General features: G+C 54.9%; 9 protein-coding genes and 1 riboswitch. Of the genes, 6 read left to right on the top strand and 3 right to left on the bottom strand.

What is annotated here, in order from left to right:
• Window positions 1–278 precede the first annotated feature (278 nt).
• Window positions 279–380: riboswitch (purine riboswitch) on the bottom strand.
• Window positions 381–581: 201 nt separating this feature from the next.
• Together MKX64_RS11545 and MKX64_RS11540 are read right to left on the bottom strand one after the other, a co-directional pair.
• A complete protein-coding gene (locus tag MKX64_RS11545) occupies window positions 582–2,372 on the bottom strand; it encodes a sensor histidine kinase (RefSeq protein WP_341035860.1) in 1,791 nt (596 codons plus the stop codon).
• On the bottom strand, window positions 2,372–3,091 hold the full coding sequence (locus tag MKX64_RS11540; protein WP_155618913.1) for a response regulator transcription factor: 720 nt from the start codon (window positions 3,089–3,091) through the stop codon (window positions 2,372–2,374). Before MKX64_RS11540 ends, MKX64_RS11545 begins: the two co-directional genes overlap by 1 nt.
• Window positions 3,092–3,234: 143 nt before the next feature.
• On the opposite strand from MKX64_RS11540, the gene MKX64_RS11535 reads away from it, so the two are divergent.
• The 5 genes from MKX64_RS11535 to MKX64_RS11515 all read left to right on the top strand — a co-directional run bounded on the left by MKX64_RS11535 (window position 3,235) and on the right by MKX64_RS11515 (window position 11,837).
• On the top strand, window positions 3,235–4,473 hold the full coding sequence (locus MKX64_RS11535; protein ID WP_341035858.1) for a DUF418 domain-containing protein: 1,239 nt from the start codon (window positions 3,235–3,237) through the stop codon (window positions 4,471–4,473).
• Between the two features lie 115 nt (window positions 4,474–4,588).
• Complete coding sequence (locus MKX64_RS11530; RefSeq protein WP_095265021.1) at window positions 4,589–4,723, top strand: DUF4023 domain-containing protein; 135 nt, start codon at window positions 4,589–4,591, stop codon at window positions 4,721–4,723.
• A gap of 270 nt (window positions 4,724–4,993) precedes the next feature.
• Window positions 4,994–6,148, top strand: coding sequence for a YhgE/Pip domain-containing protein (locus MKX64_RS11525; RefSeq protein WP_095265022.1), 1,155 nt, complete (start codon window positions 4,994–4,996; stop codon window positions 6,146–6,148).
• An 18-nt stretch (window positions 6,149–6,166) separates the two neighbouring features.
• Window positions 6,167–6,823: a TetR/AcrR family transcriptional regulator gene (locus MKX64_RS11520; protein WP_095398879.1), complete on the top strand. Its 657-nt coding sequence runs from the start codon at window positions 6,167–6,169 to the stop codon at window positions 6,821–6,823.
• A 436-nt stretch (window positions 6,824–7,259) separates the two neighbouring features.
• Entirely contained in the window at window positions 7,260–11,837 is a 4,578-nt protein-coding gene (locus MKX64_RS11515) for a discoidin domain-containing protein (protein WP_341035857.1), read from the top strand.
• A gap of 285 nt (window positions 11,838–12,122) precedes the next feature.
• On the opposite strand, the gene MKX64_RS11510 is transcribed toward MKX64_RS11515, so the two are convergent.
• Window positions 12,123–12,686 (bottom strand): CGNR zinc finger domain-containing protein, encoded by a 564-nt coding sequence (locus MKX64_RS11510; RefSeq protein WP_341035855.1) that lies wholly within the window; start codon window positions 12,684–12,686, stop codon window positions 12,123–12,125.
• 269 nt (window positions 12,687–12,955) lie between these two features.
• On the opposite strand from MKX64_RS11510, the gene MKX64_RS11505 reads away from it, so the two are divergent.
• A complete protein-coding gene (locus MKX64_RS11505) occupies window positions 12,956–14,113 on the top strand; it encodes an epoxide hydrolase family protein (protein WP_155618917.1) in 1,158 nt (385 codons plus the stop codon).
• Window positions 14,114–14,190: the final 77 nt, after the last annotated feature.

Raw genomic sequence — 14,190 nt, 5'->3', positions numbered from 1 at the left:
CTCCACTCCCTTATATTTCAAGCTTTCCTAACCCGAGCCCAATTCATTCCCTGTCATGCGGCGGCGAGGTAATAAAAAAACAACCCGGGCTACAATTTCGCCCGGGTTGCCCATGATATCACATTTATAGATGACACAAGCCCCTTCTCGTCACTCGATTACCATATGCCGCGATTGTCCCCGCAAGGACTAAACCGGCGGCTCCCGCTTAACGAAAGGGGCCTTCCGCGAAAGACAGCAGGCAGGCTGCTTCTTCGATCCGCTGCGCCCCCTACATATTCGCTGTGTCATCCTCATGTAGTCAAGTCATTTACGGTAACCTGGTAGAAACGCCAGAGCCTTATTCTCCGGCATATACATCAAGAATGTATCTTATAAAGCCCTATCTGTATATTTCATTGTTTGCATTGTTGTTAGAATTATAATCTTCCTGCCTGAGAAGTCAAGACAGCCGCGATTTCCTTTTCTTGTCTCTTTCGCTTTCTTAGCCCTTATCCTCCCTATTCATCCCCTTCGGGAAGGAAGGCCTTGCTCGGCATCCTGCCCCCTAAGGCATACGCAGCGCTTCGATCATCGGATGCTCAGCTCCGCCTCACGCCTGTCGCCGCCGCTTCATCCGCACCATCCCAAGCCCTATCGCCCATCTCCGGCAGCAGGACCGTAATTGCCGTCCCTCTTCCCGGCTCCGACCAGACCTGCACCTGACCCTGATGCGCTTCCACAATCGCCTTGGCGATGCTCATTCCAAGCCCGGAGCCCTCCATGCTCTCCTCCGTATTCGTCCCGCGATAATACCGCTCGAACAGATTGGCCATCGTCTCCTCATCCATGCCAACCCCCTGATCAGCCACGGTGATCGCCACCCATCCCAGGCGTTTCTCCACCCGTACCTCGATCTCGATTCCATCCGGATTATGCTTGACAGCATTCGTAATCAGATTATCCATCAGACGCTGCAGCCAATTGGCATTCCCGTTAACCGGAAGCTCTCCCTCTCCGCCGCTGAACGTATAGGACGCCTTGCTCCATGTAGCATCGTTCACATATTTCAGCACGCAGCGCCGCACCAGCTCGTTGACATCGACCGGGGACATTTCCTGCGGCGCGATCCGGCTCTTGAGACGGAATACCAGCGAGAAATCGTTGATCAGATCCAGCATATAGTCGCCTTTTTCCCGGATGACCGTGCCCATCTCCCTCAGCTCTTCCTTGCTCCATTCCTCCGGCGCGTTCTCAAGCATATAGCCATAACCCTGAATCGAGGCCAGCGGGGTTCGCAGATCATGCGATATGCCTGACATCCATTCCTCGCGGTTCCGGTCCAGTCGCTCCCGCTCCTCTTTGGCCTCCGCCAGTCGATTCGCCATCAGATAGAAAGCATGGATCACTTCCTTGTACAGCTTGTATCTCATGCGGAGCTTGCCATTCCTTCGGAATACCCTTTTCCGGTCCTTCGGTGTCAGCACTTCGTCATACTCCCCGCGTCCCATCCGTTCGAACCAGCCTGTGAAAAGCAGCAGCGGCCGGCTATACCGATAGCCGTTCCAGAACGAGATGGCCAGCGATATGATCAGCATGCAGATCATGAGCCATACTGTGGCCCAGATCACCTCCTGCATGACGGAGACTTTATTCGCGACATTCTCCCGCGGCGTATGATATAACCACGTATGTCCCGTGCGCTGATCACGATAGACGGTAATGGATGTAGAATACGTTCCAGGCTGTTCCTGCATCGCAATAATTTCTAGCGGATGATAACTGTCTTTCTCTGCGGATCGATCACCAATCGCCTGGACGATCTCCCCTTCGCCATTGATCACATGTAAAAAACCACCCAGACGAGCCAGCTCCTCACCCAGCCTGACACTCCCTTCCGGACTGACAACCCCATTCTCCTGGTATCGGGCGAACCAGGACTGCAGCCAATCCGCCTTCTCATCCACTCGTCCTAACAAGTACAGCAAGGGCTCTTCATAGGCCATATCCATCTCCCAATTGACGGTATAGCCGCCTAATCGCCCGCTCTCCTGGATCTCGAGCAACTGGCTCACTGAATATTGCACCGGAATATCCGAATTCGTATTGGATGCATGAATGACCTGCCCCCCGGTGTCTACAACCTGCAGCCACATGTCACTCTCTTTTAGCAGTACATTCCAATACTCCGCCAACCGAACGACGCCATCCTCCGTTATCGTCTCAGCCACGATGCCTTCCAGCACACCTGCCGGGAAATTGCGCTTCATCTCCTCGTTGTTGATATGCTTGAGCAGGAAGAACAACAGCACCAGCAGCACGCAAAGCATCAGAACCGACAGGGCAATCATCTGATATGTAAAATGAAAAGCGAGCCTTCTCCGCAGTTTCATCAGGCGTTCTCCTTCACCAGCTTGTATCCCAAGCCCCTGACCGTGACCAGCAGCTTCGGATGGCTCGGGTCTTCCTCAATCCGTTCACGAATGCGGCGGATATGCACCATAACCGTATTGTCCTCGCCGATCCCGTCGATCCCCCATACCGCCTCGTACAGCTGAGACTTGGAAAAGACGATGCCAGGATGCTTGCAGAAATAGAGCAGCAGCGAAAACACCAGCGCCGGACACTGTACTGGCCGTCCCAGTACGCGGAGCTCTCCCGCAGTCTCATCGAGCACAAAACGCCCGTAATCCCACACCCGCCCGGCAACGACCGGCTCCGTCTCGGCCGGGACTCCTCCCAGCCCCGTCCGGCGCAGTCTCGCCTTGATTCGGGCTGCAATCTCAAGCGGATTGAACGGCTTGGTCACATAATCGTCCCCGCCCATCGCAAAGCCGGTGAGCACGTCCAAATCGGACGCTTTCGCTGTCAGAAACAGAATATGTGGGCTTCCGTAAGCCCGGATTTTCGGGCACAGATCAAAGCCGCTTCCGTCTGGCAGCATAACATCCAGCAGCACGATGTCCGCGCCGTGGGCCGAAATCGCCTCCAGCGCCTCCTTGCAATTCCCCGCCGTATATACTTGGTTAAATCCTTCCTTGCGCAGCACCATCTGCAGCATTTTCACAATGGAAGGTTCGTCATCGACAATTAGTATTTTTGCGTTCTCCATATCTCCCCACCCTCTAGCTAAATGCTAGCACAACTACCTTAACAGGAGCTAAACAATTACCGCAAATTTAAGGAAAAGTTAGGCTGGTCTTATCCGGGACGTTAACTCCGCTCGCTATACTGTTCAGCAAGAGGTGATGATCGGTGGTCAAAATACCACAACGCGCAGCGGCCGTTGATGCCATACGCGGATTAAGTCTGCTGGGCATTTTGCTGGCCAATATGCTTATTTTTCAATATGGGATGTATGGCAAGGACGCACTTTATCTGTTCCATCCGACCACAACGGATACTCTCGGTCACAGGCTGGTTCAGGTTCTCGTAGAGGGCAGCTTTATGCCGATCTTTACGTTCCTGTTCGGATACAGCATGATCAAGATGCGGGACGCGTTAACGGCGAGAGGCCGAACGTCGAGATGGAGCTTCATTCGCAGATCGCTGGCGCTAATCGGGCTTGGGATTGGGCACGGCTATTATTTGTGGGAAGGCGATATTCTGATCTTCTACGGGGCAATAACGCTGCTGCTTCTGTTCTTTCTGAAACGAAAGCCTCGAACGCTGATCCTATGGGGCGCTCTGTTTCTGACACTTACCGGTATCGTGAGCCTTGGAGCAGCGGAGAAGAACCTGGAGGAAACACAGCGAATGGAGAGCTACGTGACAGAAACGACCCATGTGTACCAGTCGGGAAGCTACAGTGAGATCATGGACTATCGCCTGAACTCGGAACCGCCGCTGGATCTGCCGGAATGGGTAATGCTCATCGTCATTCTGATTGTGCCGTTTATGAACGCGCCGATGTTTCTGTTCGGCATGGCGGCTGCCAAGAAGGGCCGCTTCCTTCAACCCTCGGCGGAAGCCACAACCTATCTGCGCTGGTCGCTTCTGGTTCCGCTCGGTCTGGCGCTGAAAACCGCCGCTGTCCTTCTCGGAAGCACCCACGCCTTGAGCGGGGTATGCATCGTGCTTGGCGGGCAGCTCCTGGCGCTCGGTTACATTCATCTATTCGCGCTGCTGTATGCGAAAGCTCCGAGCTCTTCCCTCGCATTTCGCGGGTTCGAAGCTGTCGGCAGAATGTCGCTGACGAACTATTTGCTGCAAACGGTCATTTCCACATCGATTTTCTACGGTTATGGACTCGGGCAGTTCGGCCGGCTTGGCGTATGGCCAGGCATCCTGCTGGCGCTTGCCATATATATGGCCCAGGCGGCAGCGAGCTTGCTCTGGCTCGAAAAGTTCCGCTCTGGCCCGGTTGAGCGGCTGATGCGGAGCCTGACCTACTGGACTTGGAGCGGACGAATAAAGCCGAAGCTGGCGAAGTTACGCCCAGCGGCGGAGGAATCCCGGCAAGCCGATCGTGATGCTCCATCTCCAACGGGCTGAATGCGGGGAAGACAGCTTTTATGCCTACAGATTCATACATTCCCGGGATTACGGTTATATTAATCGGTGAATACACCGCCGTGATCACGGATGGTTACGTTGAAGGAGGTCCGGTATGGACAGCAGCACGCATGAGTTTGTGGAAAAGATGAATGAGAACGCCGAGAAGGCCCGCCGCAACCAAGAGCAGCACGGCCACGGAACGCCGAGCAGCAAGCTGCCGAACAAGCAGCATGGGACTCGCAAATAATCGAATCATTTGTATTCTCGAAAGCGATCCGTTCATGGGTCGCTTTTTGGTGTGACCTTACGCCCTTATCCCTGAACTGGAGTCCGCCACCGAAGGGTAGGAATGCCCCGACGGAAAAAGCCAGACGCATCAGCTGGCAAATAGGTTAGGCTCCTTCAAGCAAGTCTCCAAGCGCTATCGACATCGAGTGGCTTGACATGGTCCCATCTGTTGTCTACAATTTAAACAAACGTTTATTTTAAACAAACATTTAAATTGGGAGGGAATCAAGTGGGTGGAGTGGTTAAGGATTTTTTCAAACAGAAAACAACGATCATCGGAATCGCTACGGCGGCGTTGTTCCAGCTTATTTTCAGTGTGGTATGGATGACGGGGTACAGCGGGGTTAATGAACGAACGAGCCAACTGCAGATTGCCGTTGTGAATGAGGATGCCGGCTTCGGGGCTGTGCTCGCGGCGTCGCTGCATGAACAGCTGCCATTCACCGTTATCAAGCCGGGGAGTTTGACAGAGGCTCGCGATCAGCTGGAGCAGCGGGAGGTCCAGATGGTGGTTCACATCCCCGCCGATTTCAGCGAAGCGGTATCGTCAACGGAATCCAAGGGGATGATTACGTATGCCATGAACGAATCCAATGTCGTCACGATAAAAAATGCTATGGCCAGTGTCGCCCAGCAAATCACTGCGACGGCCAATCAGCTTGCCGCACAGCACGGGGTCCAGCAGACCCTAGCCTCCATGCAGATCGCTGAGCCGCAAGCGGAAGCGCTCGCTGCAGGATTGACCTCCCGCATTGAGGGAAGCTACGAAATCAGCAATCCGGTGCCCGATATGGCTGACCAAATGGTGCCGATGATGATGGTGCTTGCCTCTTACGTCGGCTCGATGCTGCTCGGCATGAATCTGGAGCAGTCATCCGCAGCCTTGACAAGCCGGCACTCCAAGTGGCAGCGATTCACAGCGCGTCAGCTCATCAATGTCGGAACAGCCGTCATTGTCGGATTGTTCGGCGTGACGCTGGTCACGCTGCTGGGCAGCTCAACCGAACACAGCTTTCTGTCCTTGTGGGGCTTCCAGACACTGTTCCTGTTTGCCTTCATGACATTGGCGCAGGTCTTCCTGCTGCTGTTCGGCACAGGCGGCATGGTGTTCAACATTATGCTGCTGTCGGCACAGCTCGTATCGTCAGGCGCCATGGTGCCGCGCGAAATGCTGTCCGGATTCTATCAGGGACTGGGCGATGCGCTGCCTGCCACCTATGCCGTTGAAGGCCTGATGAACTTGCTGTTCGGCGGGCCGAGCACTACAGCACCAGCGCTCGCGTTAGCGGCAAGCGCTTTGGTATACTTAGGAATAGGTATCGCCGTAACGGCCGTGAGACGCGGCCGTGCACTGCCCGAGAGGAGTGCATTCGCGGCGAATTAAAAGAGGGGGCGCTGCGACATGACGGAACCGGACATCCGAACCAGAATTCTTCTCGCGGCGAAGACGCTGTTCGCGAAGCATGGGTTCGACGGAACGACGGTTCGCCAGGTTTGCGAGGAGGCAGGAGCCAACGTAGCATTGGTTTCGTACCATTTCGGCGGGAAGGAAAATTTGTTCTCCGCGTTGTTTGATGAGTTTTTCCCCAATGTGGATGATGCCTTGGAGCAGTACCGGGACATTCTCGCTCAGCCGGAGACCGGCCTGGCATTATTTATAGAACAGGTCATGCTGTTTAAGTTAAACGACCCGGACATGGGCAATATTCTGGAACAGGAAATTCTAATGCACTCTCCGCGGCTGCAAGCGATCCAAGACCGAACGTTTCCAATCTGGTCGAAGCTGCGCGACTTGATGCTGGACGGGCGCAGTCAAGGCAAGTTCCACTTCCTGTCCATCGATACGACGCTGTTGCTCGTACTGGGCAGCCTGCTGTTCCATAAGCGAAACTATTACTTCCGTCCGCTGCTCCTCGAGGAGCCGCAGCCGCCGGAAGCCGCCATCGCGGCCACGGTGGAATATGTATACGGAGCGCTCGGCGCTGCTCATCTCGTACCTGAGCGGTATCGGCACGGGACGCGAGGTGACTGTCAGCACAACGCTGAATCCATCGAATGATGAACGATGCATCCATAAATCATCGGGCGCTTGTTCGAGCCGCGTGAAGAGGTTTCTTTACGCCAATTCTATATTTATATTACGGCGAATCGGTCTTGAGCACTATGAGGACCGATTCGCTCTTTTTATATAGAAACAGGCGCTGCTCCGGGTGTTTCAGCTGCTGCAACAGACCGAAAAACCAGCAGATCATTGGCCTAATTTTGCAAGGGTAGCTGTTTTATCCTGGTCCCTCTAGAATATGTACATCTTTATGTATTGATCTTTCCTACCCGAGAAGGAAATTTCCTTTTATTAGATGTTCTTACTCAAATTCAAAAGTCTGGCCGTCGATATAAGCCGTGGAGCCAATCCCCATGAATATGTGAAAGGAGCGTTAGAGAAAGACCTCTTGGGGAAGGATGCGGCTTATATCATGATGGATAGGAGAGAACATATGTACAGACAACCAACGAGGAGAAAACATCCCCTCATCATACTCGCGAACGTTGTGATCGCGTTCCTATTATGGATAGGCAGTTTGCCGCTTGCAGCTCCGGCTGTTCATGCAGCGGATCGCGATCCTATACTGTCGCTTCACAGACCTGTTTACGCCTCTTCCAGCCTTGGCGGAAATACGCCGGATCTGGCCGTGGACGGAAACCCGAATACCCGCTGGGAAAGTGTATGGCAGAAGGACCCGCAATGGATTTACGTCGATCTCGGCGCCAGTGCGAACATCTCCAAGGTGACCGTAAACTGGGAGAATGCTTATTCCAGTGCGTACACCATTCAAGTGTCGGACGATGAGATCGAATGGACCGATGTGACGGATGTCATTCAAGGAAGAGCCGGTGAGGTCGAGAGCGAAGTATCCGCAGCCGGCCGCTACGTCCGCGTCTATAGCACCGAGCGCGCGCAGCAGGCTTACGGCATTTCGATATGGGAGCTGACCGTTTACGGTACTGGCGGTGCGAACAAGCCGCCGAAGCCGGAAGCCGTCAATCTGGCGCTGAACAAGCCGGTTACGGTCTCCTCTCTCGAAATTGATGAGCCGACTCGCTCGGCCGAGGACAAAGCCCGGATGGAGGAGCGCAACTACGCCGCCCGCAATGCGACCGATGGCGATCCGGGAACACGATGGTCATCCGTATACACGGATACGGAGTGGATCTATGTCGATCTGGGCGAAGTCAGCGAAATCGGCAGCGTCGCCTTCCATTGGGAAGCTGCTTACGGGCGTGCCTACGACATTCAGGTATCCAACGATGCCCGTGAGTGGACGACCGTGTACCGGGAGCTGAACGGCTCCGGCGGCAAGGATGTCATTCCGCTGTACACCCAGGCCCGCTATGTCAAAATGGCCGGCATCGCGCGCGGCAGCGCAAACGGTTATTCACTGTTCGAATTTGAAGTGCGCGCTTACCGCGAAGGGGACCCGCAGCCTGTTTATGATATTCCGGAAGTAAAGGCTCCCTCCGCTGTGCCAGTAGGAGCCGGAAGCTATGAGATCAACGATATCACACAGCTGGAGCCGAAAAATCCGAAATACCGGACGCCGAATATCCAGGCGCCGATCCCGTCCAATGGCTGGTGGCAGTCGATCCTGATCGCCAACCTGGGCGATGGCAACGGCCTGATCACTCTGCCGCTCAAGAACTGGTACACGAAGCAAGGACTCGCGGTATTGAACCCGGGTGCCGGTTATGTGTCGGCAAGCGGCGATAACATCGACGCAGACGGCGACCCGGATCTATACCTGTTCGTCAACAACATCCATCCAGCCGAAATGGAGACGAAAATTTCCGGCTATGGCGATTATTCCGCCAGCGTCATCCTGAGTGATGACGATACGGCTAAGATGAGCACCACCTTTGTGAAGGGTTCGCCTTTCCTGTACAACACGTTTGAGAACCCGGATGCTGTCATTATTCATTCGCCGGTGCTTTCCCGACTGTTCGATGATAACAACAACCCGGTATTGGTGAATGACGGAGACGTGCTCGTAACCGACCATATCGGCTTTGAAGTGGTGAACCAGGACCGGGCCCCAGCGCCGCAGACGTTCGTCCGCAGCTATGGCATCTATGCGCCGCCGGGAACGACGTTCATGAAGCTTGGGAATACGGTCAAAATCAAGCTTGGACAAGGCGACTACCTGTCCATCGCAGCCCTGCCTTCGGCAACCGAGCTGGAGCGATACTACCAGCACGCCTATGCGTTTGTGACCGATACACGCGTCGATTATCGCTATGACGAGGACACCTCCCTTGTCACAACGAACTTCACCTCGGAGACCGAGCTGAAAAGACCTGGCTTTTCCGAGGAAACGATCATGACACTGCTGCCGCACCAGTGGAAAATCACGACAACTCCGCTGACCGAGCTTAGCTACCCGTCCATCCGCGGTACGCTGAAAGTGCGGGAAGGCAGCACATTTACGACGGAAGACCGTTTTTACGGCATGATTCCGCAATTTGTAGAACCGAGCAACCCGGATTATTCGCGGGCCCAGCTCGTGGCTTACCTCGATCAGCTCGATGCCGATCTTGCGAACGGGCTGATGATCGCGGATCCTTACTGGCAAGGGAAAAAGCTGCATCCGCTCGCGGTAGCGGTGCTGATCAGCGACCAGCTTGGAGACACCGAGCGAAGAGACCGCTATTTGGCGGATCTGCGCACCATTCTGACGGACTGGTATACGTATTCCCCTGATGAGCCGCGTCATTCCCATTATTTTCACTACTCGACGTATTGGGGGTCCGTATTCCCTTACGCCAGCGGATTCGGGCTGAACACGGGACTGACGGACCATCACTTCACGTATGGCTATTACGTCTTCGCGTCCGCGGTGCTGGCGACCTACGACAAGGAGTTCTTGCGTGATTATGGCGATATGACAGAGGTGCTGATTCGCGACTATGCGAACCCGTCCCGGACAGACAACCTGTTCCCTTGGTTCCGCAACTTCGACCCTTACGAAGGCCACTCCTGGGCCGGAGGCTATGCCGACAACCGCAGCGGGAACAACCAGGAAGCGGCCGGCGAAGCATTATTTGGCTGGGTTGGCGAATACATGTGGGGGCTTGTCACCGGCAATGATGCCTACCGCGATGCGGGCATCTGGGGCTTCACAACCGAAGAGAAGGCGGCCGAGCAATACTGGTTCAACTATGACGGAGACAATTGGCCAGAGGCGTACAAGCATAAGGTCGTCGGGCATGTGTACGGCAGCGCCTACCTGTACGGAACGTTCTTCTCCGGAGATCATGAGATGGTCTATGGCATTCACTGGCTCCCGTCAGCCGAATGGATGACCTACTATGGTCGTCAGCCTGAGAAAGCCGCTGCCCTGTATCAGGGACTGATCGATGAGCTGGGAGGCCAGCCTGAAAACACCTGGTTCCATATCATCTGGCCATTCCAGTCCCTCAGCGATCCGGAGGCTGTGCTGGCCAAATGGGACACAACCCATATGCAGCAGAATGAAGCATTCAATACGTACTGGTTCGTTAACAGTATGGCTACGTTGGGGCACCGCTCCACCGCGATCTGGGCCGATTATCCGGCAGCTACTGTATATGAAAAAGACGGCGTGTACACAGCACAAATCTGGAATCCTTCAGAGAGCCCGAGAACCATTCACTTCTATAACGAAAACGGTGTTGTCGGCTCTGCCACCGTATATCCGAACGCGTTAGTTGCCGTTGATCCAACCCGGCATACAACAGTCGAAGGCCCCGACCCGTCTCAGGGCGTGTCCTACCTGGACCGGACATCCTGGGCGATCACGGCCTCCGCAAGTTCCGAGCCGGTATCCAACCTGACGGATAATGACCTCTCCACCCGCTGGTCATCAGGACAAACGCAGCGGGCAGGTGAATGGCTGCAGGTCGATCTCGGATCAGAGCAGTCCTTTGATACCCTGTTCATGAATTCTGGCACAAGCTGGGGCGATTATGCGCGCGGTTACGAAGTATATGTCTCCAACGATGGCGAGAATTGGGGAGAAGCCGTGTTCACAGGGGCTGGCGCATCGCCGAGCCTGGCAGTCTCCCTGGGGGCTCAGCGCGCCCGATTCCTCAAAATCATGCTGACTGCCCCGTCGGACAGCTGGTGGTCGATTGCCGAGATCAAGCTTGCACGTTTTGGAGAGCCTGGGTCCCAGCCTCCGGTACAAGAACCGGGGACGGATAAACCGGAGGATCTGCCTGGCTGGACAGTGACTGCCTCCTCGTCTGCTGACGAGGAAAGGCCGTCCCATATGCTGGATGGCGATATCCACACCCGCTGGACCAGCGGACAGCCTCAAGCAGGTGGAGAATGGCTGGAAATCGATCTGGGTACAGCCCACACCTTCGATACCGTCATCCTGGATCCTGGCGGCTCCACAGACGATTACCCGCGCAGCTATAAGGTGTATGTGTCTGAGGACAGTCAAAGCTGGGGAGACGCGGTCGCCAGTGGAGCAGGCGAGCCCGGGATGCTTGAGATGACCCTCCCTCCGCAGACGGCCCGCTATATTAGAATTGTTCAGACCGGGGAATCCGACAAATGGTGGTCGGTTGCCGAGCTGTCCGTGGTGTATTACGGCATCGGCAAGCAGCGGCAGCTGACTCCGGCAGACTGGGTAATCAGCGCATCGGCCAACTCTGACCTCTCGCACACCGGGGCGATGCTGGATGGCGATATGTTCACCCGCTGGACCTCCGGTGCCGAGCAGAAGGGCGGCGAATGGATTATGCTGGACCTTGGCGAAGCGACACCGCTAGACAAAATCGTGATGGACAGCGGCAGCAGCCGAGACGATTACGCACGCGGTTACGAAGTCTACCTGTCCAGCGACGCCGAGAACTGGAGCGGCCCGGTCGCTTCAGGCGAAGGCAAAGGTCCGATCATCACCGCGGTCTTCCCGCTGCAAACAGCCCGCTACGTCAAGATCGTGCAAACCGGGGAAGACCTGCATTGGTGGTCGATCAGTGAGCTGGGGCTGTTCACCGCTGACAACGACGACCACGGATCGTCTGATCGTTGATCAGACGATGATCCGAGCAAGAAGGTCAAACACTTCACACGCTATGAGTAAATGAGAATATGAAGAAGCAAGCACATGAAACGGCGTCTCCTGTCTACTTCGTTGCATGTTGCATGGTGATCCCTTTCGTTCAGGACGCTACCTGATCCAGTGGGATCATCGTGCTAAACATTAGGAGTGTCGTTGCGTGCTGGGCTGTCCCGTAAGTCTGTTGATCTGACTTCCGGGACAGCCTTTTTTTTACCCTAAAATGCAGTGCCAGCCCTGCAATCATCAATCACGATCCTACGATCGGCTCACCCGGCTCCGCTCCCGGTACGCCCTGTTCTTGGCGCGGTTGCCGCAGGCGCTCATGAGGCACCACTTTCCTGTTCCCGGACGGGATCGGTCTATAAATACCCACTGGCAATCCGGGGCCAAGCAGACCCGAATTCGCCGCCAAAGCCCTTTTCTTCTCATCTCATATACCAATGCCAATACATGCCCGAGCCCTTGCTTGCCTCCTTGATGAAGCGGCTCCAGCTTGTCCCCGTTGTCTTCAAGCCTAATCGCGTACTTGAATTCCCTGGCAACCTTCTCGAGTGGTTCCACGTCAACATCAGGCCCCCGATCATGCGGGTTAAGCTCAATAGCGTTTCTTAACGCGGCTCGCAGCTTCCTCGCCAGCGCCAGATCAGACTCGGACACAGGCTCCTCGCCGGCAATATAATGAATGTTCTGCAACCAGTGCTTCAAATCCTCAGGGACCACCCAGCACTCTGTGCCCGGGTCCCCCTCATATCGCATTCGCCGATCATAGGTATTGATGAAATCCGCTATAATTTCCAGCCCCTGATAGTCTTGCTCCATCACAGCCCAACCTCCTGTTGCTATTGATCCTGCAAACCATTAAAATAAAATAACAGGTTAGCTAACCTTTAAATATGTTTTATAAGTCACGTTTCTCATGATTTACTCCATTTTATCACATATTCACATAACGCCCCTCCAACCGGGTTCTGTCAACTTTGTACAGCCAGCTATGGCAGACCACCGCCTCATCCATAAAGCGAATAAGATCGTAGCGTACCACATGCAAACACCACCCCTATTTCAATGAAACGAGAGGAGTGCCTAATATGAAGATAGACATTCAGCCTTTCCGCTTCCGGGTAGCGCCGGAGGATATCGAAGACCTGAATCGCCGTCTGGACATGACCCGCTGGCCGGATGAAATCCAGCATGCACATGGGGACTATGGAATTCCGCTAGCCTTCATGCAGGAAATGATTCGATACTGGAGGCACGAGTTCGATTGGAGCCGCATGGAGCGCAACATCAATGCATATCCGAATTATATCGCCGACATTGACGGACATCGCATTCACTTTATTCACATCAAGAGCAGCGGCGCGAGCCCCATTCCCTTGCTCCTTGCCCATGGTTGGCCCAGCACCTTCTATGAGATGCTAGAGCTGGCCCCCTACCTAACTGAGACGGATACATACGGGGATGGCTCCGGGCTTTCTTTTGATATTGTTATTCCATCCATCCCTGGCCACGGCTTCTCCATCGGGACGAGGGAGCCGGGGTTTGAGGACCGGCAGGCCGGGCAACTTCTCGGCCAATTGATGGCCGGCCTAGGGTACGATCGGTTCGGCGCCCACGGGTATGATATCGGCGCCAGCATCCTCGGGCTGCTCTGTCTGGATCAACCGGAGAGCATAATCGGCTACCACACCACGTCGCCAGCCAATCCAAGCCCGTACACGGATGAAACGACCATTCTCACCCCGGAGGAAACCGAGTACCTTGACCTTCAGCGGCAGTGGTATGCATCGGAAGGCGGATATGCGCATCTGCTCGGCACCAAGCCTCAGACGGCGGCTTATGGCCTTGAGGACTCGCCAGCTGGACTTGCCGCTTTTATATTGGAAAAATGGCATGACTGGACTTACCCCAAGGATGGCGACCTGCTGCAGCACTTCAGCCGGGATTTCCTCATTAGCAACGTAGCAATCTATTGGCTGACTCGGACCATCAATTCGTCTAACCGCTATTATTACGAAGGCAGGCATACCCGCTGGCCCGGCCCGGGAGAGTCCTCTCCTGTTCCGCACGGCATTGCTCTAACGTCCGAGCCGAATACTCGCCCGCCACGGGCATACGTGGAGCGTATATTTCCTAATCTCATTCGCTGGAAGGATCTAAATATCGGAGGGCATTTTATTGCCGCCGAGCAGCCGAAGCTTCTGGCTGAGCAGATTCGGGGTTTCTTTCACATGCTGCAAAGCTAAGCTAAACTAGGCACAATGATTCAAACAAAAATATCACGGTCGGAGAAACCGGGCACCAGATAGAGATCGACGCACAA

It is taken from the genome of Paenibacillus sp. FSL M8-0334, from assembly GCF_038000405.1.
GTDB lineage: Bacteria > Bacillota > Bacilli > Paenibacillales > Paenibacillaceae > Paenibacillus_AQ > Paenibacillus_AQ campinasensis.
The sequence above is the reverse complement of the archived record's forward strand: the minus strand, read 5'-3'. Positions and strand labels throughout refer to the sequence as shown.

Excerpts from the sequence above, each read along its gene's own strand:
- MKX64_RS11545 (WP_341035860.1), bottom strand. The coding sequence starts at position 2,372 with ATGAAACTGCGGAGAAGGCTCGCTTTTCATTTTACATATCAGATGATT.
- MKX64_RS11540 (WP_155618913.1), bottom strand. The coding sequence starts at position 3,091 with ATGGAGAACGCAAAAATACTAATTGTCGATGACGAACCTTCCATTGTG.
- MKX64_RS11530 (WP_095265021.1), top strand. The coding sequence starts at position 4,589 with ATGGACAGCAGCACGCATGAGTTTGTGGAAAAGATGAATGAGAACGCC.
- MKX64_RS11520 (WP_095398879.1), top strand. The coding sequence starts at position 6,167 with ATGACGGAACCGGACATCCGAACCAGAATTCTTCTCGCGGCGAAGACG.
- MKX64_RS11515 (WP_341035857.1), top strand. The coding sequence starts at position 7,260 with ATGTACAGACAACCAACGAGGAGAAAACATCCCCTCATCATACTCGCG.
- MKX64_RS11510 (WP_341035855.1), bottom strand. The coding sequence starts at position 12,686 with ATGGAGCAAGACTATCAGGGGCTGGAAATTATAGCGGATTTCATCAAT.
- MKX64_RS11505 (WP_155618917.1), top strand. The coding sequence starts at position 12,956 with ATGAAGATAGACATTCAGCCTTTCCGCTTCCGGGTAGCGCCGGAGGAT.